This window comes from Pseudoxanthomonas mexicana, from assembly GCF_014397415.1.
In the GTDB taxonomy this organism is placed as follows: domain Bacteria; phylum Pseudomonadota; class Gammaproteobacteria; order Xanthomonadales; family Xanthomonadaceae; genus Pseudoxanthomonas_A; species Pseudoxanthomonas_A mexicana.
Window position 1 is genome coordinate 776,507 of record NZ_CP060731.1, and the last position, 21,794, is coordinate 798,300.

At 67.6% G+C, this 21,794-nt stretch carries 19 protein-coding genes; 6 read left to right on the top strand and 13 right to left on the bottom strand.

The window, feature by feature from the left end:
* Positions 1–29: 29 nt before the first annotated feature.
* From prpF to phhA, 7 genes are all read right to left on the bottom strand, one after another.
* Positions 30–1,223, bottom strand: a complete 1,194-nt coding sequence (gene prpF / locus IAE60_RS03515) for a 2-methylaconitate cis-trans isomerase PrpF (RefSeq protein ID WP_187573891.1) — start codon at positions 1,221–1,223, stop codon at positions 30–32.
* Between the two features lie 13 nt (positions 1,224–1,236).
* Positions 1,237–1,623, bottom strand: coding sequence for an endonuclease domain-containing protein (locus IAE60_RS03520; RefSeq protein ID WP_187573892.1), 387 nt, complete (start codon positions 1,621–1,623; stop codon positions 1,237–1,239).
* An 83-nt stretch (positions 1,624–1,706) separates the two neighbouring features.
* Positions 1,707–2,171 carry an SRPBCC family protein gene (locus IAE60_RS03525; protein ID WP_187573893.1) on the bottom strand — a complete coding sequence of 155 codons (465 nt, stop codon included), beginning with the start codon at positions 2,169–2,171 and terminating at the stop codon, positions 1,707–1,709.
* 43 nt (positions 2,172–2,214) lie between these two features.
* The gene (gene acnD, locus IAE60_RS03530; RefSeq protein WP_187573894.1) at positions 2,215–4,830 is read right to left on the bottom strand and encodes a Fe/S-dependent 2-methylisocitrate dehydratase AcnD; all 2,616 of its coding nucleotides are present in this window, start codon (positions 4,828–4,830) and stop codon (positions 2,215–2,217) included.
* A 160-nt stretch (positions 4,831–4,990) separates the two neighbouring features.
* Positions 4,991–6,574 (bottom strand): TIGR00341 family protein, encoded by a 1,584-nt coding sequence (locus tag IAE60_RS03535; protein ID WP_187573895.1) that lies wholly within the window; start codon positions 6,572–6,574, stop codon positions 4,991–4,993.
* A gap of 82 nt (positions 6,575–6,656) precedes the next feature.
* Positions 6,657–7,112 carry an azurin gene (azu, locus tag IAE60_RS03540; RefSeq protein WP_185894670.1) on the bottom strand — a complete coding sequence of 152 codons (456 nt, stop codon included), beginning with the start codon at positions 7,110–7,112 and terminating at the stop codon, positions 6,657–6,659.
* A gap of 46 nt (positions 7,113–7,158) precedes the next feature.
* A complete protein-coding gene (gene phhA, locus IAE60_RS03545; RefSeq protein WP_187573896.1) occupies positions 7,159–8,043 on the bottom strand; it encodes a phenylalanine 4-monooxygenase in 885 nt (294 codons plus the stop codon).
* A 130-nt stretch (positions 8,044–8,173) separates the two neighbouring features.
* On the opposite strand from phhA, the gene IAE60_RS03550 reads away from it, so the two are divergent.
* The 3 genes from IAE60_RS03550 (at position 8,174) to IAE60_RS03560 (ending at position 9,800) form a co-directional block, all read left to right on the top strand.
* Positions 8,174–8,653: an Lrp/AsnC family transcriptional regulator gene (locus IAE60_RS03550; RefSeq protein WP_185894672.1), complete on the top strand. Its 480-nt coding sequence runs from the start codon at positions 8,174–8,176 to the stop codon at positions 8,651–8,653.
* A gap of 61 nt (positions 8,654–8,714) precedes the next feature.
* Positions 8,715–9,017, top strand: coding sequence for a putative quinol monooxygenase (locus IAE60_RS03555; RefSeq protein WP_187573897.1), 303 nt, complete (start codon positions 8,715–8,717; stop codon positions 9,015–9,017).
* A 168-nt stretch (positions 9,018–9,185) separates the two neighbouring features.
* The gene (locus IAE60_RS03560) at positions 9,186–9,800 is read left to right on the top strand and encodes an HD domain-containing protein (RefSeq protein ID WP_187573898.1); all 615 of its coding nucleotides are present in this window, start codon (positions 9,186–9,188) and stop codon (positions 9,798–9,800) included.
* A gap of 78 nt (positions 9,801–9,878) precedes the next feature.
* Here IAE60_RS03560 and IAE60_RS03565 read toward each other — a convergent pair whose 3' ends face one another.
* Together IAE60_RS03565 and IAE60_RS03570 are read right to left on the bottom strand one after the other, a co-directional pair.
* Complete coding sequence (locus IAE60_RS03565) at positions 9,879–10,910, bottom strand: patatin-like phospholipase family protein (RefSeq protein ID WP_162109060.1); 1,032 nt, start codon at positions 10,908–10,910, stop codon at positions 9,879–9,881.
* 79 nt (positions 10,911–10,989) lie between these two features.
* Positions 10,990–12,009 (bottom strand): TIGR00266 family protein, encoded by a 1,020-nt coding sequence (locus tag IAE60_RS03570; RefSeq protein ID WP_162109062.1) that lies wholly within the window; start codon positions 12,007–12,009, stop codon positions 10,990–10,992.
* Positions 12,010–12,249: 240 nt separating this feature from the next.
* Here IAE60_RS03570 and IAE60_RS03575 point away from each other — a divergent pair, with 240 nt between their 5' ends.
* Positions 12,250–14,544, top strand: coding sequence for a TonB-dependent receptor (locus IAE60_RS03575; RefSeq protein ID WP_187573899.1), 2,295 nt, complete (start codon positions 12,250–12,252; stop codon positions 14,542–14,544).
* A 158-nt stretch (positions 14,545–14,702) separates the two neighbouring features.
* Here IAE60_RS03575 and IAE60_RS03580 read toward each other — a convergent pair whose 3' ends face one another.
* Together IAE60_RS03580 and IAE60_RS03585 are read right to left on the bottom strand one after the other, a co-directional pair.
* On the bottom strand, positions 14,703–15,512 hold the full coding sequence (locus IAE60_RS03580) for a rhomboid family intramembrane serine protease (RefSeq protein ID WP_187573900.1): 810 nt from the start codon (positions 15,510–15,512) through the stop codon (positions 14,703–14,705).
* A gap of 91 nt (positions 15,513–15,603) precedes the next feature.
* Positions 15,604–16,563 (bottom strand): TerC family protein, encoded by a 960-nt coding sequence (locus tag IAE60_RS03585; protein ID WP_187573901.1) that lies wholly within the window; start codon positions 16,561–16,563, stop codon positions 15,604–15,606.
* 242 nt (positions 16,564–16,805) lie between these two features.
* On the opposite strand from IAE60_RS03585, the gene IAE60_RS03590 reads away from it, so the two are divergent.
* Together IAE60_RS03590 and IAE60_RS03595 are read left to right on the top strand one after the other, a co-directional pair.
* Entirely contained in the window at positions 16,806–17,975 is a 1,170-nt protein-coding gene (locus tag IAE60_RS03590) for a class I SAM-dependent rRNA methyltransferase (protein ID WP_187573902.1), read from the top strand.
* 2 nt (positions 17,976–17,977) lie between these two features.
* On the top strand, positions 17,978–18,658 hold the full coding sequence (locus IAE60_RS03595) for a 3-keto-disaccharide hydrolase (protein ID WP_187573903.1): 681 nt from the start codon (positions 17,978–17,980) through the stop codon (positions 18,656–18,658).
* A 188-nt stretch (positions 18,659–18,846) separates the two neighbouring features.
* Here IAE60_RS03595 and fabV read toward each other — a convergent pair whose 3' ends face one another.
* A complete protein-coding gene (gene fabV, locus IAE60_RS03600) occupies positions 18,847–20,064 on the bottom strand; it encodes an enoyl-ACP reductase FabV (protein WP_187573904.1) in 1,218 nt (405 codons plus the stop codon).
* Between the two features lie 170 nt (positions 20,065–20,234).
* The gene (locus tag IAE60_RS03605; protein ID WP_187573905.1) at positions 20,235–21,671 is read right to left on the bottom strand and encodes an amino acid permease; all 1,437 of its coding nucleotides are present in this window, start codon (positions 21,669–21,671) and stop codon (positions 20,235–20,237) included.
* Between the last annotated feature and the right edge of the window lie 123 nt (positions 21,672–21,794).

Consider the following 21,794-nt stretch of genomic DNA (forward strand, 5'->3'; position numbering starts at 1 on the left):
GTGACTTCCGGCAGGTCAGCGTCGACCCGTCAGAACGCGTCGCCCGGCACGCGCACCGCGCCTTCCATCAGCACGCGCGCGCTACGGCTCATCATCGCCTTCGTCACCACCCAGGCGCCGTCCATCTGCTTGACGTCGGCACCGACGCGCAGCGTGCCCGACGGATGGCCGAACACCAGCACTTCGCGCGTGCCGCCGCCAGCCGCCGCATTCACCACCGTGCCCGGCACGGCGGCCGCGGTGGCGATGGCGACCGAGGCCGTGCCCATCATCGCGTGGTGCAGCTTGCCCATGGACATCGCGCGTGCCAGCAGGCCGATGTCGGCGGCCTTTACCAGCTTGCCGCTGGACGACACGTAGTCCTTTGGCGGTGCAACGAAGGCCACCTTCGGTGTCAGTGGACGCTTCGCTGCCGCGGCGATGTCGGCCACCAGGCCCATGCGCACCGCGCCCTGCGCGCGTATCGCCTCGAGCTTCGCCAGGGCGTCCTTGTCCTCGTTGATCGCACCCTGCAGTTCGGTGCCGTCGTAGCCCAGTGCGGCAGCTTCGACGAACACCATCGGCACGCCGGCGTTGATCATGGTGGCCTTGAACATGCCCACGCCGGGCACGTCCAGGTCGTCGACAAGGTGGCCGGTGGGAAACATCGCGCCACCGCCGTCGCCATCGCCCTCATCCGCGGGGTCGATGAACTCCAGTTGCACTTCCGCGGCCGGGAACGTCACGCCGTCCAGTTCGAAGTCGCCCGTTTCCTGCACCTCGCCATTCGTCACCTGCACGTGCGCGACGATGGTCTTCCGGATATTGGCCTGCCAGATCCGCACGGTGCACAGGCCGTCGCGCGGCACGCGTGCCGGGTCGATCATTCCGTTCGCGATGGCGAAGGGCCCGACCGCCGACGACAGGTTGCCGCAGTTGCCGCTCCAGTCGATGAAGGCGCCTTCGATCGGGACCTGTCCGTACAGGTAATCCACGTCATGCCCGGGCTGCATGCTCGGCGAAATGATCACCACCTTGCTGGTGCTCGACGTGGCCCCGCCCATGCCGTCGGTGTGCTTGCCATACGGATCGGGCGAACCGATCACGCGGCACAGCAACGCGTCACGCGCCGGTCCCGGCAACTGCGCCCGTTCGGGCAGGTCCTGCAGGCGGAAGAACACGCCTTTCGACGTGCCGCCACGCATGTAGGTGGCGGGGATGCGGATCTGGGGGGCGTGGGCCATATCGGAACCTGTCTCAGTGGGGCTGTTCCCCCCTCTCCCCTTGCGGGAGAGGGGTCGGGGGAGAGGGCGCTCTTGCATGCAGCGCCCGCCAAATGGTTTCCAGCACAGCATCGGTATGCAGAAGTATCTCGTCGTTCCAGAACCGCAGCACGACGAAACCTTGCTCCGTCAACCAGGCATCACGGAGGGGGTCCGTCGGCGATTCGGCATGCTGGCTGCCGTCCGCCTCCACGATCACGCGCGCACCGAAATGCACGAAGTCGACGACATACGACCCGATCGGTTGCTGGCGGCGGAACTTCTGCCCATCGAGTCGATGCGCCCTTAGATGTTTCCACAGCCGGTGCTCGGCATCGGTCATATTGCGGCGGAGCTGCTTCGCGAACGTCCGTGATTCCATGTAGCCCCCTCTCCCCAACCCCTCTCCCGCGAGGGGAGAGGGGCTTGCAATATCCGTTTGCAGGTCATGGAGCATACACATCGTCACGCGCCGTCGGGAATCTCGGGTTCGACCAGCTTCGCCAGCATCTCCAGCGATTCCTGCCAGCCCTGGTAGCAGAAATCGACCGGAATCGCGGCGGGAATGCCTTCCTGCACGACGTTGAGCTCGGTGCCGGCGATGCTTTCTTTCAGCGTCACCGTGACCAGCATCTTTCCGGGCAGGTCGGGGCTGTCGAACGTGTCGGTCTGGCGGATGAGCTCGTTCGACACCAGTTCCTCGTAAGTCACCGTGAACGAATGGCTCGAGCCGGTGCCGAAGTTGGTGAACGACATCTGATACCCGCCGCCCGCGCGGCCGTCGAAGCGATGCACCTTGCCGGTGAAACCGTGCGGCGGCAGCCACTTCACCATCGCGTCCGGATCGAGAAAGGCGCGGTAGACGCGCGACGGCGGCGCGCGCAGCACGCGGTGCAGGCGGACGGTACCGGGGGTGGCGTTGTCGGACATGATCGGACTCCTGTGCGGTGGGTGTACCGAGACGACGAACGGGTCAGGCAGCTTTCGACGCGTCCAGGAAATCCTGGGCGAACCGTTGCAGCACCCCACCCGCCTCGTAGATCGAGACTTCCTCGTCCGAGTCCAGCCGGCAGGTCACCGGGACTTCCACGGTCTCACCGTTCGCACGGTGGATCACCAGCGTCAACGTCGCGCGCGGCCGGCGCTCGCCCACCACATCGAACGTTTCAGTGCCGTCGATGCCCCAGGTCTTGCGCGTCTGGCCCGGTTGGAACTCCAGCGGCAGCACGCCCATGCCGATCAGGTTGGTGCGGTGGATGCGCTCGAAGCCCTCGGCCACGATCGCTTCCACGCCCGCCAGACGCACGCCTTTCGCCGCCCAGTCGCGCGAGCTGCCCTGGCCGTAGTCGGCGCCGGCAATGATGACCAGCGGCTGCTTGCGGCCCATGTAGGTCTCGATGGCTTCCCACATGCGCACCACCCGCCCGTCCGGTTCGATGCGTGCCAGCGAGCCCTTCTTCACCTCGCCATCGACCACCGCCATCTCGTTGACCAGCTGCGGATTGGCGAAGGTCGCGCGCTGCGCGGTGAGGTGGTCGCCGCGATGGGTGGCGTAGGAATTGAAGTCCTCTTCCGGCAGGCCCATCTTCGCCAGGTACTCGCCCGCCGCGCTCGAGGCGAGGATCGCGTTCGACGGCGAAAGATGGTCGGTGGTGATGTTGTCGCCCAGCACCGCGAGCGGGCGCATGCTGCGCAGCGTGCGCGCGCCGGCCAGTGCGCCTTCCCAGTACGGCGGGCGGCGGATGTAGGTGCTCTGCGGGCGCCAGGCGTACAGCGGATCGACTTTGCCGCCGTGCTCGACGCGCACGTTGAACATCGGCTCGTACACTTTGCGGAACTGCGCCGGTTTCACGCTGGCCTTCACCACCGCGTCGATCTCCGCGTCGCTGGGCCAGATGTCCTTCAGCGTGACCGGCTGGCCGTCCGCATCGACGCCCAGCGCGTCTTTCTCGATGTCGAAGCGCACGGTGCCGGCGATGGCGTAGGCGATCACCAGCGGCGGCGAGGCCAGGAATGCCTGCTTCGCATACGGATGGATGCGGCCGTCGAAATTGCGGTTGCCCGACAGCACGGCGGTGGCGTACAGGTCGCGGTCGATGATTTCTTGCTGGATCGCTGGGTCCAGCGCGCCGCTCATGCCGTTGCAGGTGGTGCAGGCGAAGGCGACGATGCCGAAGCCGAGTTGCTCGAGATCCGGCAACAGGCCGGATTCTTCCAGGTACAGCTGCACGGCCTTGGAGCCGGGCGCGAGCGAGCTCTTCACCCACGGCTTGCGCACCAGGCCTTTCGCGTTCGCGTTGCGCGCCAGTAGCGCCGCGGCGATCACGTTGCGCGGGTTGGAGGTGTTGGTGCACGAAGTGATGGCCGCGATGATCACCGCGCCATCGGGCATCAGGCCCTGCGCTTCCTCTCCCCTGCCCGCTTCCAGCTTGGCGGCATCGGCGATGCCGCGCTCGGCCAGCGCGCTGGTCGGCAGGCGCCTGTGCGGGTTGGACGGGCCGGCCATGTTGCGCACGACGGTGGACAGGTCGAAGTGCAGCGTGCGTTCGTACTGGGCGGTCTTCAGGTCGTCGGCCCACAGGCCTGCCGTCTTCGCGTAGGTCTCGACCAGTGCCACCTGTTCGTCGCTGCGGCCGGTCAGGCGCAGGTAGTCCAGCGTGTTGTCGTCGATGAAGAACATCGCGGCGGTCGCGCCGTACTCGGGCGCCATGTTGGAAATCGTCGCGCGGTCGCCGATGGTCAGCGCCGCGGCGCCTTCGCCCCGGAACTCCAGGTAGGCGCCGACGACCTTTTCCTTGCGCAGGAATTCGGTCAGCGCCAGCACCACGTCGGTCGCGGTGATGCCAGGCGCCGGCCTGCCCTGCAGTTCGACGCCGACGATGTCCGGCGTGCGCATCCACGAGGCGCGGCCGAGCATGACGTTCTCCGCTTCCAGTCCGCCCACGCCGATGGCGATCACGCCCAGCGCATCGACATGCGGCGTGTGGCTGTCGGTGCCCACGCAGGTGTCGGGAAACGCGACGCCGTCCTGGACATAGACGACCGGCGACATCTTCTCCAGGTTGATCTGGTGCATGATCCCGTTGCCCGGCGGGATCACGTCGACGTTCTTGAACGCCTGCTTCGTCCAGTCGATGAAGTGGAAGCGGTCCTCGTTGCGGCGGTCCTCGATGGCCCGGTTCTTCGCGAACGCATCCGGATCGTAGCCGCCGCATTCCACCGCCAGCGAGTGGTCGACGATCAGCTGCACCGGCACCACCGGGTTCACCTGCGCCGGGTCGCCGCCCATGTCGGCGATCGCATCGCGCAGCCCGGCCAGGTCCACCAGCGCGGTCTGGCCCAGGATGTCATGGCAGACCACGCGCACGGGAAACCACGGGAAATCCAGGTCGCGACGGCGTTCGACCAGCTGCCGCAGGTAGCCGTCGCGGCGTGCGGGATCGGCACGGCGCACGATGTTCTCGGCATGCACGCGCGCGGTGTACGGCAGCGTGGCCCAGGCGCCGGGCTGCAGGGCATCGACCGCGGCGCGCGCGTCGAAATAGTCGAGCGCGGTGCCCGGGAGCGAGGTGCGGAATTCGGTATTCATGGCGTGCCGTCTGCTGTGAACGAAGCGCGCGCGGCGCGGGCCGGGCGCGTTTCCCTATGCTACCGGAGGGGCACGTTATCGACGGGAGACGACGGCCTGTCGTCGGAAAGAAACCGGCGATGCGTTGACGGACATCATCAACCTGCGCCGGCCGTCGCGCTCACGGGCTGGCGAACCGCACGCGTGCTTCGCGAAGCACGGGCCCGCCCTCGGCGGTTGCCGTCGCCCGTGCGGCCGCACCGTCTACGGCATGGGCCGTGATGTCGCGGATACCGTGGCGTGCCAACGCATCGGCGACCGCCTGGGCGCGTGCCTGGGCCAATTCCGTATCGTTGCCGGCATATCCGTCCACCTGCACGCGTTCCACGCCCCATCGCTGCAGCGCCCACGCCATGGTCTCCAGGCGGGATGCCTGGTCTTCCGTCAGCGTGGCATCGTCGTCGCCGAACGCAATCGCCGGCAAGGCCTGCATGGCCGGTACCACCTGCACCTTCAACCCCTCTCCGTTCGTGGAGAGCGACTGTTCGAGCCGGCGGGCCGCGGCGATGTCCAGGCCGGACCGGCCATTGAGCCGCCACCGGGCCTGCTGGCCGCCTTCCAGCATGTCCAGCTGGCCGAAATGCGCCAGCACACGCTGGTGCAGGGCTTCCGCGGCCCGGGTGCCGGCGGACCGGGCCTGCGCATCCCGCTCGGCCACGTTCTGCAGGCGCAGCACGCTCTCGCGCAGCTGCGCCAGCGATGCCTGTTCGCTGGCCTGTGCCTGCTCGTCCGCTGTCAGCAGTTCGCGCAGCGACACCACCACCGGCCGCGACAGCGCCGACTCCAGCCGGTGCTCGATCTCGCGATCCAGCTGTGGCTTGTGCCGGGGAAGCAGCATCACCGCATCGATGTTCAGCGTGTTGCCGTTGCGGTCCACGCGCAGGGAGGTGACCTGCCCGCCATTGCTGCGCGCGGTTTCGTCCATCACGTTGCGGATGGTGCGGTCGGCCAAGCCGCGCGCCGCGATATCGCGCAGGGCCAGCCCCAGCGGGATCGACAGCAGCAGGAACGTGCCGACGATCATGGTGGCCTGCCACGCGGTCTGCTTGGGCGTATCGTCCCCGCCGAACTGGTACCAGCGGGCCATGATGGTGACCGACAGTGCGATCGCCAGCAGATTGGTCATGAACAGGAACAGCGCACCGCCGGCGATGCCCGCGTTCAACGTCGCAATGCCGAAGCCCACCACGGCCAGCGGCGGCATCAAGGCGGTCGCGATGGCGACGCCGACAATGGTCTCGCCCTTGCGGGTAATGGTGGCGTAGGCGCCGGCCAGGCCGGAAAACACGGCCACCAGAAGGTCGAACAGCGTGGGTTCGGTGCGGGCCAGGATTTCCGGCGTCGCTTCCTGCAGGGGGGAAACCAGGACGATCGCGGTGGCCGTGGTCAGTGCCACCGCGGTGCCGACCGCCAGCGTCTTGAGCGACTCGCGCAGGCTGCGGAAGTCGAAGGTGGCCAGGGACATGCCCAGTTCGACGATCGGACCCATCAGCGGGGAGATCAGCATCGCGCCGATGATGACCGCGACCGAATTCTGCAGCAGGCCCAGCGTGGCGATGCCGCACGCCATCACGGTCATGAAGGCATAGCGCGGCCCCAGCTGTCCTCCCTCGTCGACGTTGCGCAACACCGCGGCCCGATCGACCTGCAGGTGTTCGCGCCGCCATTGGCGCAGCCAGCGCCACAAAGCTTCGGCAGAGGCCATCGTGAGAACTCCGTCACGGAACCGGCGCGCATCATACCAATGGCGGCGGAGCGGCACGGCGCCCCGAGGCGGCCCGCTTACCTCATCCGAAGACCAGCGTGCCCTTCATCATGTTCCAGTGACCCGGAAACGAGCAGAAGAACGTGTACGCCCCACCCCTGCGCAACCGCGAGGTGGGGAACACCACCTCGGTGGACTGGCCGCCGCCGATCACCGGCGTATGCGCGATCACCCGCGCGTCGTTGCGCGGCAGGTAGTCGTCGGCGAGCTTCATGCGGCCACCTGCCAGGCCCACGTCCCGGTGGTGGCGCGTTTCCGTCAGCACCCAGTTGTGCCCCATCGCCTGCGCCGGCATGCGGCCCACGTGCTTCAGCGTGACCCGCAGCTGGGTGCAGTCGCCGGGCACGCGGAGGGTCTTCAGGTTGAAGGTCATCATGTCCGTGGCTTCCACCGTGATCGCGCAGTTGCGCGCGAACGCGGCGCTGGAGGCGCACCACAGCGCGCAGAGGACGATCAGCGGGAACAGGCGTCGCAGCATGGGGCATCCGGACCGGAGGGGGATGCCCGCGATTGTACGGTGAGGGTCAGACGTCGCCGCCGTCCGCCCAGCCTTCGCCCGTGCCGCGATGGAACACGCGGTCGCCGTCGCGCACGTCGCCGGCCGGGATCGCGTCCTGCGCCTCCAGCCGCGCGTAGATCGGGGTGAAGTCCGGCGCGGTGGCGTTCATCAGCTGCTCGAAGCTGTCGATGACGAAGTAGGTCTTCTGGAACGTATCGATGCGGTAGCGCGTGCGCATGATCCGCTCCAGATCGAAGCCGATGCGGTTGGGCGCATCCGATTCCAGCGAATACAGCGACTCGCCCTTCGACGACACGATGCCCGCGCCGTAGATGCGCAGGCCGTCCTTCGTATCGATCAGGCCGAACTCCACCGTGTACCAGTACAGCCGGGTCAGGTGCTGCAGCGCATCCGGGCCGATGCCATGCGCCTTCACGCCGCCCTTGCCGTACGCCTCCATGTAGTCGGCGAACACGGGGTTCATCAGCAGCGGCACATGGCCGAACAGATCGTGGAACAGGTCGGGTTCGGCGATGTAGTCGATCTGGTCCGGGCGGCGGATCCACCAGGTCACCGGGAAGCGGCGGTTGGCCAGATGGTCGAAGAACTCCAGCTCTGGCAGCAGGCCTTCCACGCCGACCAGCTGCCAGCCGGTGGTGGCTCGCAGGACGTCGTTCAATTCATCGAAGCGCGGGATGCGGTCCGGCGTCATGCCCATGGCGTCCTGGGCCTGCAGGAACTCGTCGCACGCGCGTCCCACCAGCAGCGCCCGCTGGCGCTCGTACAGCGCGCCCCAGGTGGCATGGTCGTCGGCGGGGTAGTCCGCCGGCTGGTCCACGACGGCGGTCGTGTAGACCGGTACGTAGCCCTTGTCGGTCTGCTGGTGCTCGACGCGGCGCGGCTCGTTCATGGCGACTCCCTTCGATCAGCGGGTGATGGGACGATGCTAGCGGCAGAGCCGCGCAACAGGCTTGCAAAGTTGCGCCTGCTCCGACGTGTGGCGCAATGATCCAGTGTGAACAGGCTATTCTTTGCATCAAATGACCGAATCGTCCGTTCTCGACCGTACCGACCTGCGCCTGCTGGCCCTGCTGCAGCGCAACGGCCGGGCGACCAACGCCGACATCGCCGCCCAGGTGAACCTGTCGCCCTCGGCCTGCCTGCGCCGCATCCAGCGGCTGGAGGCCACCGGGGTGATTGCCGGCTACGCGGCCCGCGTCGACCCCAAGGCGGTGGGGCTGGGCCTGCAGGCGTTCGTACGCGTACAGCTGGAACGGCATGACCCGGCCAGCGTCCAGCAGTTCGGCGACCGCGTGCAGGCCTGGGACGAGGTGGTCGCCTGCTATGCGCTGACCGGCGACATGGATTACCTGCTGCATGTGGTGGTGCAGGACCTGGAGCACTTCTCCCGCTTCCTGCTCGACAACCTGCTCAACGCCAGTGGCGTGGCCGACGTGAACTCCAGCTTCGTCCTGCGCGCGGTGAAGACCGACGGCGGACTGCCGCTGCCCGGCGCCTGACGAGGACATCGCCTGTCCGCGAGGCGTGCTACAACGCGCGCAGTTTCCATGAGGACATGCCATGTACGGACTGATCGGCAAGATGCGCGCCACGCCCGGCCAGCGCGAGGCGTTGCTCGCGATCCTGCTGGAAGGCACCCAGGCCATGCCCGGCTGCCTGAGTTACGTCATCGCGCAGGATCCCGCCGAGGCGGACGCGATCTGGATCACCGAAGTCTGGACCGATGCGGCCAGACACACCGCCTCGCTCTCGCTGCCGGCGGTGCAGCAGGCGATCGCGAAGGCGCGGCCGCTGATCGCGGGATTCGACCGCCACATCGAAACGGTGCCGGTGGGTGGGCAGGGCTTGTCATTGCCCATGTAGGAGCGGCGCGAGTCGCAACCGCATGCCCACTTGGTCGGCATGTCATGAAGAGCAACGATCCTGAAGTGATACCGCGCGGCCCCTCTTTGCGCGTCATGGCATCCCACGCCGTGCGGTCGCGACTCACGTCGCTCCTACAATGGAGCCCTCTTGGTCCTGCCGACATCCATGGATAGCTTTCTGTTCTCCTGGCAACGCGCCTGGGCGGGCATCGGCGCGGCAGGCGAGGGCGGTGCACTGTTCGCGCAGCTGATGGCGGCCTACGCCGAGCCGCAGCGCCACTACCACACGCAGCAACACCTCGGCGAATGCCTGTCGGCATTCGACGGTGCGCTCGCGTTGGCCGAGCACCCCGCCGAAGTCGAAATCGCGCTGTGGTTCCATGACGCGGTCTACGACGTCAAGGGCCACGACAACGAGCAGTGCAGCGCGGACTGGGCGCGCGATGCGCTTCGCGATGCCGGTGTCGACACCGGATCGGCGCAGCGCGTGCATGACCTGGTGATGGCGACAAGGCACACCGCAGTGCCGTCGGCACAGGACGAACGGCTGCTGGTCGACATCGACCTGTCCATCCTGGGTGCAGAGCGGGCCCGCTTCGACGAGTACGAGCAGCAGATCCGCAGGGAATATGCGTACGTGCCCGGCTTCCTGTTCCGCCGCAAGCGCCGCGAGATCCTCAAGGGTTTGCTCGACCGGCCCGCGATCTACAGCACGCCGCATTTCCACGACAGGCTGGAGGCGAGGGCGCGCGACAACCTGCGCCGCGTTACCGAAGCGTAGCGCCGGGCTTGCCCGGCTCCACCACGATGTCAGGCATCGCGAAGCACTGGGGACAGGCGCAGCGGAGCGAGCGCCGCGCTACTGTTTCACGGGCTGACCGGCGGCGTCGCATTTCACGTCACGGCCGAACAGGCGGCCCAGTCGCGAGGGCTCTTCCAGGCAGCGCGGGTCGGGCTTCGGCGGGGCGTGGCGCGCCGCGTGTGCGGCGTTGCGGGTGCGCTGCAGTTCGGCGAGCTTGGCCTTGATCTGCGGCATCGCCGCCAGCGCGGCACGTTCGCCTTCCAGGATGGCGGTGTTCTTCTGTTCGAAATCGGCCGGGCCGATGTCGTTGACCTTGGGCCGGATGACGATGTCGGCGCGCGCCAGTTCCTGTTCGCCCAGGCGCTGGCCCATGATGCTGATCGACTGGTTGACGATGCCCAGCATGCTGCCGGGCTTGGTGCCCGGCGCCTTGGTGGAGATGTCCACGGCGATGACGAAGTCCGCGCCCAGCTGGCGCGCCGCGTCCACCGGCACCGGACTGACCACGCCGCCGTCGACGTAGCTGGCCTTGCCGATCACCACCGGTTCGAACACGCCCGGGATACTGCTGGACGCGCGCACCGCCTGGCCCGTGTTGCCGCGCACGAACACCGTCCGCTCGCCGTTCTCCAGCTGCGTGGATACGGCCGCGAAGGGCTTCTTCAACTGCTGGATGGTGCGCTTGCCGACCAGGTCGTTGACGTAATCCTGCAGCTTCTGGCCCTGCACCAGTCCGCCGGAGAACAGGCGCACGTCGCGGATCTTCGCTTCGTCCAGCGCGAACGCCTGGGTCTGCATCCGGAAGGGGTCCATGCCGCTGGCGTACAGCGCGCCGACCACGCTGCCGGCGCTGGTGCCGGACACGACCTGCGGCTCGATGCCGTTTGCCTCGAGCATCTTGATCACGCCTATGTGGGCGAACCCCTTCGCCGCGCCGCCGCCCAGCGCGATGCCCACCTTCACTTTCGGCGCGGCGGGCGTCGGCTTCACCGCCGCCGGCGGTGGCGTGGGCTTGACGTTGTCGCCGCCGCACGCGGCAAGCAGGGTGACGCAGGCGGCGAGCAGCAGGGGACGCGGGATCAGGTGCATGGGGCGGGGCAGGATGGGGGGCGATCAGCGGCGGAGCATAGCGTGCGCCGCCGCAATGGACGCCAACCGCCTCGCGTCCTCAGAAGCTGTTGTCGCCGTCCAGGATGCGGCCCAGGCCGCCCAGCACCGAACCCTCGCCGCGGGCCTGGCCGCCGCCCTGCGGCGCGGCCTGCAGCATGCGGCCGGCCAGGCGCGAGAACGGCAGCGACTGCAGCCACACCTTGCCGGGGCCGGTCAGCGTGGCCAGGAACACGCCTTCGCCGCCGAAGAACATGCTCTTGATGCCGCTGACCGGGCGCACCTCCATGTTGACGCTGGCGTGGTAGGCCACCACGCAGCCGGTATCCACATCGATGCGCTCGCCGGCCTTGAGTTCGCGCTCGACCACGCAGCCGCCGGCATGCACGAACACCCAGCCGTCGCCTTCCAGCTTCTGCATGATGAAACCCTCGCCGCCGAACAGGCCGGTCAGGATCTTGCGCTGCAGGTGGATGCCCACGGTCACGCCCCGTGCGCCGGCCAGGAAGCTGTCCTTCTGGCAGATCAGGCGTCCGCCGTGTTCGTCCAGCTTCATCGCCAGCACGGTACCGGGGTAAGGCGCGGCGAAGGCGACCTTGGCCTTGCCCTGGCCGGTATGCGTGTACATGGTGGTGAACAGGCTTTCGCCGGTCAGCACGCGCTTGCCGGCCGAGAACAGCTTGTCCATCAGGCCGCCGCCCTGGCCGCTGTGCGAGCCGTCGCCGAACACCGTATCCATCTGCACGGCGCTGTCCTTGAACATCAGCGCGCCGGCTTCGGCGATGGCGCTCTCGCCGGGGTCCAGTTCCACTTCGACGAACTGCATTTCGTGGCCGACGATGCGGAAATCGATCTCGTCCGCGCCGCGGCGGCCACCGGCGCCCGGCAGCGGCGGCAGGTGCGGTGGGGGCGTGGCGGCGCCGGCCAGTTCGGGCAACTCGCGCACGGGCTTCCATTCGCGCATGCCCTCGCGCCAGGCCAGCGCGCCCGGGGTCCGCTGGGCGAAGGCCTGCGCGGCGGCCTCATCCAGGGGGCCATGGCGCTGGTTGTCGGCAGGGGTATGGAAGAACCATTGGCTCATGGCGGCGATCCGGCGGTGGGGAAGGGCGCCGAGTCTAGCCCGCGGACCGGGCGCGCCGTCACCTGCCAGCCGTCACACCGGCAGGCTGAACGTACGGGCGCCGGCGCGGGCGTACGGCAACGGCGATTACCTTCGCCGGAATGGGACTTCCGGCCATTGCCCCCCTTGTTGCTGTAATGCAACATTCGCGTGCTAGCGCCCCGGCGCGCCCCGCCACCACCCACCCGGAAGCCCACCGCCATGTCCCGACTCTGCCCGGCCGTCGTCCGGCCGCATCGCCTTGCCTTTGCCATCGCCGCCCTGCTGCCGTTCGGCACCGCCTTCGCCCAGGATGCCGCCACGACGACGGCGGAAAAGGAAGCCGCCACCCTCGACACCGTGGAAGTCACGGCGCAGCGCAAGGTGGAGAACATCCAGGATGTGCCGGTCTCGATTTCCAGCGTCAGCGCCGAGAAGCTGGACGTGCTGGGTTCGGGCGGCAACGACGTGCGCTTCCTCTCCGGCCGCGTGCCGAGCCTGAACATAGAATCCTCCTATGGCCGCGCCTTCCCGCGTTTCTACATCCGCGGCCTGGGCAATACCGACTTCGACCTCAATGCGTCGCAGCCGGTCTCGCTGATCTACGACGAAGTCGTGCAGGAAAGCCCGCTGCTGAAGGGCTTCCCGGTGTTCGACCTGGAGCGCATCGAAGTGCTGCGCGGCCCGCAGGGCACCCTGTTTGGCCGCAACACGCCGGCGGGCGTGGTGAAGTTCGAATCCGCCAAGCCGACCCGTGAACTGAGCGGCTACGCCCAGCTCGCCTACGGCACCGACAACATGTGGAACTTCGAGGGCGCGGTCGGCGGCCCGCTGAGCGAGCGCTGGTCGGCCCGCGTGTCCGCGCTGTACCAGCGCAAGGACGACTGGGTGACCAACACCTACGCCGCCGGCACCAGCGACGGCTTCGAGGGCTACGACGAGTCCGCCGCCCGCGTGCAGTTCCTGTACGAAGGCGAGGCGTTCGAGGGACTGTTCAACCTGCACAAGCGCCACCTCAACGGCACCGCGCGCCTGTTCCGCGCCAACATCATCGATCCGGGCAGCAACAACTTCGTGCCCGGCTTCGACAAGGACGAGGTGTCGGTCGACGGCCAGAACTTCTCCTGGCTGGACACCTGGGGTGGCAGCGCGCGCCTGCGCTGGGACTTCGGCGACCTCAGCCTGTACTCGATCACCGGCTACGAGACCGCCGAGTCGCTCAATCGCGGCGACATCGACGGCGGCTACGGTGCCGTGTTCCTGCCGGATTCCGGCCCGGGCGTGATCCCGTTCGCCTCCGAGTCGGCCGACGGCCTGCCCGACCACAAGCAGATCACCCAGGAGTTCCGCCTGGAGTCCGACTACGCCGGCAAGTTCAACTGGCAGGCGGGCGTGTTCTATTTCAAGGAAGACATCACCATCGACAGCTTCAACTACGACTCGCTGGCGCCGGGCAACCCGCGCGCCGGCCATGCCGTGCAGGAGCAGCAGAACACCGCATGGGCCGCGTTCGCGTCGGGCGAGTACGACGTGACCGAACAGCTCAAGCTGCGCGGCGGCGTGCGCTATACGCAGGACAAGAAGGACTTCAGCGCCAGCGTGCTGGAAGCCGCGCCGTTCGGCGCCCCGGTCGGCGGCCCGTACCGCGTCAGCACCGACGTCAACGACGTCAGCTGGGACCTGAGTGCCGTGTACGCGCTCAATGACGACGTGAACTTCTACGGCCGCGTGGCCAAGGGTTTCCGCGCGCCGTCGGTGCAGGGTCGCCTGCTGTTCGCCGCACCGACCGCACCCAACGGCGGCGTGTCCACGGCCGACTCGGAAGAAGTCATTTCCTACGAGATCGGCGTGAAGGCCGACCTGTGGGACAAGCGTGCGCGCCTGGGTTTCAACGTGTTCCGCTACAACGTCGACAACCAGCAGATCATCGCCGTCGGCGGCGGCTCCAACATCGCGACCCTGCTCAACGCCGACAAGAGCGTGGGCCAGGGCTTCGAGCTGGACCTGGAGGCCTACCTGACCGACAGCCTGCTGGTCACGCTGGGCAGCAGCTACAACGACACCGAGATCAAGGACGCCAACCTGACCGTGCCGGGATGCGGCGGCGGCTGCACCGTGACCGATCCGTTGGTCCGCGATCCGCTCACCGACCTGCCTATCGGCTACTCGATCGACGGCAATCCGCTGCCGCAGGCACCGAAGTGGGTGCACAACCTGACCGCGCGCTACGGCATCGGCATGGGCGAAGGCGCCGAGCTGTACATCTACACCGACTGGGCCTACCGCAGCGAAGTGAACTTCTTCCTGTACGAGTCGCTGGAGTTCCGCGGCAAGTCGTCGCTGGAAGGCGGCCTGCGCATCGGCTACGCATGGAACTACGGCGACTACGAAGTGGCGCTGTTCGGCCGCAACATCACCGACCAGACCCGCATCGTCGGCGGCATCGACTTCAACAACCTGACCGGTTTCATCAACGAGCCGCGCACGGTGGGCGTGGAGTTCAGCGCGAAGTTCTGATGCACAGGGCGTCCTTCGTGGGAGCGACGTGAGTCGCGAAAGGACGCCGAATCCTTGTCCGGAAGAAGGAAAGGCAGACCGGAACGGTCTGCCTTTTTCTTTTCTGCCGTCGACAACGCAGCTGGGGATCGCGACTCACGTCGCTCCCACAAGCAGCGTCAGGATGACGGCGGCTCCCGCGGCGGGCTTTCAACCGCCGGATGGCGGGTAAAACGCAGCACCACCCCACGCGGCTCCTCTTCCGGATGCTCCGGGCGCACCCACAGCAGCGGTACCTCGCGGGGAGCCGGCAGTTCGAGCTCGTCGTCGCCACGCGCGGCGGCTTCCTCTTCCTCGATCTCCCAGCTGTACTTCTTCTTCGGCAGTTCGGGGTCCAGGCGTCGGAACAGGAACGCGGCGACCAGGCCCGCCACTGCGCCGCCCATGTGCGCCTGCCACGACACGCCGGCCTCGCGCGGCAGCACGGTCAGCACCATGCCGCCGTAGAACAGGAACGCGATCATGCCGGCGGCGATCGCGGCGCGGTCGCGACGCAGCAGGCCCAGCATGAAGACCATGAACATCAGGCCATGGGTCAGGCCGCTGGCACCCAGCGTATGCGTGCCGGGATCGGCCAGCAGCCACGGCCCCAGCCCGGCCCCCAGCCACACCAGCGGGATCGCCCACAGCGTGGCCCGCGGATAGACCGCACCGGCCAGCGTGCCGAGGATCAGCAGTGCCGACGCGTTGGCGGCGATGTGCTCCAGCGAGCCGTGCAGCAGCGGTGCGGTGAGGATGCCGAGCAGGCCGTCCGCCGACAGCGGCGCGATGGTGAAGGGCCGCACGTTGAAGCTGCCCTGCGCCGAATACACCATCGCCAGCAGCAGCACGAAGGCCAGGCTCAGATTGAGGGCGCGGAACAGGCGGCGGCGGTCGTGGCGCCGTTGGGTTTCCGGATCGAAGGCCGGATCGTCGGGATGCAGGTCCATGGTCCAGTTCTGGCGACGGGGCAGACGAATGCAAGGCCCGCCCACCCTGGACAGACCATCCCGCGCACGGGATGGTCTGCCGGGCTCGCCGTCAGGCCGCCGTGTCGGCCTTCTGCGGCCGCGCCAGGCTCAGCGCCACGGTCACGGCCAGGATCATCGCCACCGTGCCCAGCGACCACAGCACCGGGATCTTGTACACATCTACCAGCAGCATCTTGCTGCCGATGAAGGCCAGCACCACGGCCAGGCCGTAGGGCAGCAGGTGGAAGCGGTCGGCCATGCCGGCCAGCAGGAAGAACATCGCACGCAGGCCCAGTACCGCGAACACGTTAGAGGTCAGCACGATGAACGGGTCCGAGGTGATGGCGAAGATCGCCGGGATGCTGTCCACGGCGAAGATCACGTCGGTCACCGCGATCATCACCAGCACCACGAACAGCGGCGTGTAACGACGGCGCTTGCCGCGGCCCAGCCACAACGCGTCGCCGTGGTAGCGATTGATCAACGGCAGGTGGCCGGTGATCCAGCGCAGCACCGGATTCTTGTCCAGGTCGGGCTCCTTGCCGGCGGCGAACCACATCTTGATGCCGGTCAGCAGCAGGAACGCACCGAACAGGTACAGCAGCCAGTGGAACTTGGCCAGCAGTGCGGCGCCCACGAAGATCAGGATCGCGCGCAGGACGATGGCGCCCAGGATGCCGATCACCAGCACGCGCTGGCGCTGCTCTTCGGGCACGGCGAAGTAGGTGAACAGCATCAGGAACACGAAGATGTTGTCGACCGCCAGCGCCTTCTCGACCAGGTAGCCGGTCAGGAATTCCAGGCCCACGCGGTTGGCTTCGGCCGCACCCGAGGTCTGGCCGACATACCACCACAGGGCGCCGTTGAAGATCATCGCCAGGGCGATCCAGCCCAGGCTCCACCAGGCCGCTTCCTTGAACGTCACCTTGTGCGCGCCACCGTGGCGCATCAGCACCAGGTCGACCAGCAGCGCGATCACCACCAGGCCGCCGAAGCCGGCCCACAACCAGGGGTTGCCAATCGTTTCCATCGAGATTCCCGAAAAAAGTGGAGGACGGCCGCAGGCGCGGACAACTCGGAACCGGGAAACGGGGGATCCGGGGGTGCCTTCGCCATCGCGGCGAAGGTCTCGCTCACAGCCCGGTGGGCTGCCGTGGGACCGGAGCATCGCTGCTCGAAATGACGGCCGGCACGTTGGGAGCTACTCCCCTTCTGGCGCGGATTGTCCGGATGGCGCCCGGCCAGGTCAACGGGGCAGGTAAAATGCCGTTCATGAATACGCCCAACCCGACCGTACGCCTGAAGAACGCCTGGCGTTCCAGCCACCCGTGGATCTTCCAGAAGCTGGTCGAGAAGCCCGCCGCCAAGCCCAAGTCCGGCACCCTCGTCGAGGTGGTCGGCGTGGATGGGGAGTGGATCGGCCGCGGCTTCTACAACGGCCATTCGCGCATCGCCGTGCGCATCCTGGAGACCCACCCCGACATCCCGGTGGATGCCGGCTGGTTCTCGCGCAAGATCGCCGATGCGGTCTCCCTGCGCCGGGACGTGCTGAAGCTGGATGCCGTCAGCGATGCCTGGCGCGTGGTGCACAGCGAGGGCGACGGGCTGTCCGGCCTGGTGGTGGACCGCTACGGCGACCTGATCGTGGTGGAGTTCTTCGCGGCCGGCATGTTCCGCCACCGCGAATGGATCTACGAGGCGCTGCGCGAGCAGTTCCCCGGCTGCCGCTTCCACAGCTTCGCCGACGAACACGTGCAGAAGCAGGAGAGCTTCGACTTCCACGGCAACACCACCACCGAAGCGGCCGTCATCACCGAGTACGGCGTGAAGTTCCGCGCCGATCCCGCCGGCGCGCACAAGACCGGCTTCTTCGCCGACCAGCGCGAGAACCGCGAATGGCTCAGCCGCCAGGTGGACGGCAAGACCGTGCTGGACCTGTGCTGCAACACCGGTGGCTTCGCGGTGTACGCGGCGGCACGCGGTGCCAGTGAGGTCGTTGGGGTGGACATCGACCAGGACGTCATCCAGATCGCCAAGGGCAACGCCCGGCTCAACAATGTGCGGCCGAAGTTCGTGCAGGCCGACATCTTCCCGTACCTGCGCGATGCGGCGAACCGCGGCGAACAGTACGACGTGGTGATCCTGGACCCGGCCAAGATGACGCGCGATCGCGAGCAGGTGATCGCTGCGCTGAAGAAGTACCTGGACATGAACAAGCTGGCGCTGGGCGTGGTGAAGCCCGGCGGCCTGTTCGCGACGTTCTCGTGCACGGGCCTGGTCAGCGAGGAGCAGTTCCTCGACATGCTGCGCCGCGCCGCGTATTTCTCAGGTCGCACGATCCAGATCCTGAAGGTCGCCGGCGCCGGCCCCGACCATCCCTTCATGGCGCACGTGCAGGAATCGCGCTACCTGAAGGCGGTGTTCTGCCGGGTGGTCGACTGAGCATGCACGGCGCGCGGATCGTTCCGATCCTGCTCGCCGCACTGGCAGCCGGCTGCGCGTCCACACCGGCCGTACCGTGGCAGTCGCTCGCCGGTGTCGCGCAGTGGCGCAGCGTCGGTGAGTCCGCACTGGATCCGCGCTGGCAGGCCAGCGATGGCGAACTCGCGCTGACGGCTGCGGGGAGTGGCGACATCATCAGTGTCGCTGCTTATGACGACTTCGAACTCGAATTCGAATGGCGCCTGCCTGCGGGCGGCAACAGCGGTGTGTTCTATCGCGCCGTCGATGCCTCGCCCGTGTGGGCACGTGCGGTCGAGTACCAGCTGCTGGACGACCGCGAAGCCGAGGACCGCATCGTGCCGAGCCATCGTGCTGGTGCGGTGTACGACCTGGTCGCGCCGAGACAGGACGCGCTTCGTCCCATCGACGCATACAACCACGCGCGCATCGTCGCCTGTGGGCCGCACGTGGAGCACTGGCTCAATGGCGTGCGCGTGGCGACCTACGACCTCGACAGCGATGACTGGAAACGTCGCGTCGCCGGCAGCAAGTTCGCCGGGCAGCTGGACTTCGCGACGGCGCGCCGCGGCCATCTCGCGCTGCAGGACCATGGCAACGCGGTGTACCTGCGCGGCATGCGTATCCGGGCGCTGGGGAAGGATTGCAAGCCGGCTTCACTGTAGGAGCGACGTCAGTCGCGACCGCGCGCTGACAGATGTCGATGGCGCCGGATGATGCATCCCGGCGCACCTGCAATTGTTGATGAGGTCCCTGCTGTCCGGCCGTGCGGTCGCGACTGACGTCGCTCCTACAGGAGAGCAAACGAAAAAGGCGGGCCGAAGCCCGCCTCTTCCTGCGCCATGCGCGGCGATCAACCCTCCGGCGACAACTCGATGCAGTCGAACTGCACGTCCGGGTTCACGTCGGCATCGTAGTCCACGTCGTCGCGCTCGAAGCCGAACAGCTTGAGGAACTCGTGCTTGTAGTTCGCGTAGTCGGTCAGCTGGAAGAGGTTCTCGCTGGTCACCTGCGGCCACAGCGCCTTGGCCTGCGTCTGCACCTCGGGCTTCAGCTCCCAATCGTCCAGGCGCAGGCGGTTCTCGTCGTCGGTCGCGGCCGGAGCGCCGTCGGTGCGATACATGCGGTCGCGGAACAGGCGGTCCAGCTGCTCGATGGTGCCTTCATGCAGGCCCAGTTCCTTCATCACCTTGAACACGATGCTGATGTACAGCGGCATCACCGGGATGGCCGAACTGGCCTGCGTCACCACCGATTTCAGCACCGCCACATTCGCGGTGCCGCCGGTCTTCTGCAGGCGCGCGTCCAGGCGCTGCGCGGTCTGGTCCAGGTCCACCTTGGCGCGCCCCAGTGCGCCGTGCCAGTAGATCGGCCAGGTGATGTCGGTGCCGATGTAGCTGAAGGCCACCGTGCGCGCGCCGTCGGCCAGCACGCCGGCCTTGTCCAGCGCATCGATCCACAGCTCCCAGTCCTGCCCGCCCATCACGGTGACGGTGTCTTCGATCTCCTGCTCGGTCGCCGGCTCGATGGTGGCCTGGACGATGGCATCCTTGTTGGTGTCGATCGCGGTGGAGGTGTACGGCGCGCCGATCGGCTTCAGCGCCGAGCGCTTCACTTCGCCCGTGGTGGGCAGCTTGCGCACCGGCGAGGCCAGCGAATAGACTACCAGGTCGACCTGGCCGCCCATCTCGTTCTTGATCAGCTCGATCACCTTTGCACGCGCTTCGTCGGAGAACGCGTCGCCGTTGATCGAGCGGCTGTACAGGCCCTCGGCCTTGGCGAACTTGTCGAACGCGGCCGAGTTGTACCAGCCCGCGGTGCCGGCCTTCTTCTCGTTGCCCGGTTTCTCGAAGAACACGCCCAGCGTGTCCGCACCGAAGCCGAACGCCGCGCTGATGCGGGCAGCCAGGCCGTAGCCGCTGGACGCGCCGATCACCAGCACCTTCCTCGGTCCGTCCTTGCGCACGCCCTGCGCGCGCGTGGCGGCGATCTGATCACGCACGTTGAGCTCGCAGCCGAGCGGATGGGTGGTGGTGCAGATGAAGCCGCGGACTTTGGGATGGATGATCAACGTCGTAACCCGGGGGATGGTGTGCCTGCGCGGCATCTTAGTGCCGCGGGCGCCGGGAATGAAGCGCTGTGCATGCACACGCCGGCGTATGGGATGGCGCCATGGCCGGCGCGTGGACAAAGAAAAGGCGGGCCGAAGCCCGCCTTGTCGTCATGCATGCCAAGCTGCCATCACGCATCGCCGCCTTTCGCCAGCACGCTGTTGCGCCGGCTGTAGGCCAGGTAGACGACGAAGCCGACAGCGTTCCACACCAGGAACCACAGCTGCGTCCTCTGCGGCAGGCTCCAGAACAGGTACAGACAGCCGAGGATGGCGACGGGGCCGACGATCCATGCCAGCGGCGTGCGGAACACGCGCGGGCGCTCCGGTTCGCGGCTGCGCAGCACCAGTAGGCAGACGCCGACTGCGACGAAGGCGGCCAGCGTGCCCGCATTGGCGAGTGCGGCGATCTCGTCCAGCCGCGCCACGCCGGCCAGCGCCGCCACCAGGATGGCGGTGAACACGGTGATGGCGACCGGTGTGCCGGTGCGCGCGTTGACCTTCGACAGGCCGCGCGGCAGCAGGCCGTCGCGCGACATCACGAAGAAGATGCGGCTTTGTCCGTAGAAGAACGCCAGCAGCACGGTGGGCAGGGCGATGATCGCCACGATGCCGATCACCAGCGCGGCGGTGCCGTGGCCCAGTTCGCGCATGATCAGCGCAAGCGGTTCGGCGCTCTTGCCGAACACCGTGTAGCTCATCGCGCCCACCGCGGCCAGCGCCACCAGCAGGTAGATCAGCGTGCAGCCGATCATCGAGCCGATGATGCCGATCGACAGGTCGCGGCCGGGGTTCTTGGTCTCCTCCGCCGCGGTGGAGATCGCGTCGAAGCCGTAGAAGGCGAAGAAGATGATCGCCGCGGCCGCCATCACGCCGCGTTCGACGCCGGCCGCATCCAGCGATTTCGGGAAGCCGAACGGCATGAACGGCTGCAGGTTGTCCGGGTTGAACGCCGGCAGCGCGACGGCGATGAACACCGCCAGGGCGATCAGCTTGAACACCACCAGGATCGCGTTGAGCGTGGCGCTCTCGCGCGTGCCGGCCATCAGCAGGCCGGCGACCATGAACGTGATGACGATGGCCGGGAGGTTGATGACGCCGCCGGCGTGCGGACCCGCGGCAAGGGCGGCGGGCAGGGTGACGTTCCAGCCGAAGTTCTGCTGCACCCATTGCAGGAACCCGACGAAGTAGCCGGACCAGCCCACGGCCACGGTGCTGACCACCAGCGAATACTCCAGGATCAGGCTCCAGCCGACGATCCAGGCGATGGACTCGCCCAGCACGCCGTAGCTGTAGGTGTAGGCGCTGCCGGCGGCCGGCATCATCGTCGAAAGTTCCGCATAGGCCAGTGCTGCGCAGGCGCAGACCACGCCGGCGATGACGAAGGACAGCAGCACGGCGGGACCGGCCTTGTCCGCGCCCACGCCGATCAGTGTGTAGATGCCCGTGCCCACGATGGCGCCGATGCCCAGCGCGACCAGGTGCGGCCAGCTCAGCGTGGGCACCAGCCGGCGCCCTTCTTCATGCTGGGTGATCCGGTCGATGGATTTGCGCCGTAGCCAGGTCATGGGAACTCCTCGAATGCGTCAATGGGGCGGCATGCCGGCGACAGGTCGGCATGGAAAGCTGAGGGGGCATGACCCGCGGGCGCTCCCCGCCCCGGGGCCGCCAGCAGCCTATGCGCGCGCGGC

Bases quoted from the DNA above. Each gene is read 5' to 3' on its own strand.
- prpF (WP_187573891.1), bottom strand. From the start codon at position 1,223: ATGGCCCACGCCCCCCAGATCCGCATCCCCGCCACCTACATGCGTGGC.
- IAE60_RS03570 (WP_162109062.1), bottom strand. From the start codon at position 12,009: ATGAGCCAATGGTTCTTCCATACCCCTGCCGACAACCAGCGCCATGGC.
- acnD (WP_187573894.1), bottom strand. From the start codon at position 4,830: ATGAATACCGAATTCCGCACCTCGCTCCCGGGCACCGCGCTCGACTAT.
- IAE60_RS03585 (WP_187573901.1), bottom strand. From the start codon at position 16,563: ATGGAAACGATTGGCAACCCCTGGTTGTGGGCCGGCTTCGGCGGCCTG.
- IAE60_RS03520 (WP_187573892.1), bottom strand. From the start codon at position 1,623: ATGGAATCACGGACGTTCGCGAAGCAGCTCCGCCGCAATATGACCGAT.
- IAE60_RS03580 (WP_187573900.1), bottom strand. From the start codon at position 15,512: ATGGACCTGCATCCCGACGATCCGGCCTTCGATCCGGAAACCCAACGG.
- IAE60_RS03535 (WP_187573895.1), bottom strand. From the start codon at position 6,574: ATGGCCTCTGCCGAAGCTTTGTGGCGCTGGCTGCGCCAATGGCGGCGC.
- IAE60_RS03560 (WP_187573898.1), top strand. From the start codon at position 9,186: ATGGATAGCTTTCTGTTCTCCTGGCAACGCGCCTGGGCGGGCATCGGC.
- IAE60_RS03595 (WP_187573903.1), top strand. From the start codon at position 17,978: ATGCACGGCGCGCGGATCGTTCCGATCCTGCTCGCCGCACTGGCAGCC.
- IAE60_RS03590 (WP_187573902.1), top strand. From the start codon at position 16,806: ATGAATACGCCCAACCCGACCGTACGCCTGAAGAACGCCTGGCGTTCC.
- IAE60_RS03575 (WP_187573899.1), top strand. From the start codon at position 12,250: ATGTCCCGACTCTGCCCGGCCGTCGTCCGGCCGCATCGCCTTGCCTTT.
- phhA (WP_187573896.1), bottom strand. From the start codon at position 8,043: ATGAACGAGCCGCGCCGCGTCGAGCACCAGCAGACCGACAAGGGCTAC.
- IAE60_RS03555 (WP_187573897.1), top strand. From the start codon at position 8,715: ATGTACGGACTGATCGGCAAGATGCGCGCCACGCCCGGCCAGCGCGAG.
- IAE60_RS03525 (WP_187573893.1), bottom strand. From the start codon at position 2,171: ATGTCCGACAACGCCACCCCCGGTACCGTCCGCCTGCACCGCGTGCTG.
- azu (WP_185894670.1), bottom strand. From the start codon at position 7,112: ATGCTGCGACGCCTGTTCCCGCTGATCGTCCTCTGCGCGCTGTGGTGC.
- IAE60_RS03550 (WP_185894672.1), top strand. From the start codon at position 8,174: ATGACCGAATCGTCCGTTCTCGACCGTACCGACCTGCGCCTGCTGGCC.
- IAE60_RS03565 (WP_162109060.1), bottom strand. From the start codon at position 10,910: ATGCACCTGATCCCGCGTCCCCTGCTGCTCGCCGCCTGCGTCACCCTG.
- IAE60_RS03605 (WP_187573905.1), bottom strand. From the start codon at position 21,671: ATGACCTGGCTACGGCGCAAATCCATCGACCGGATCACCCAGCATGAA.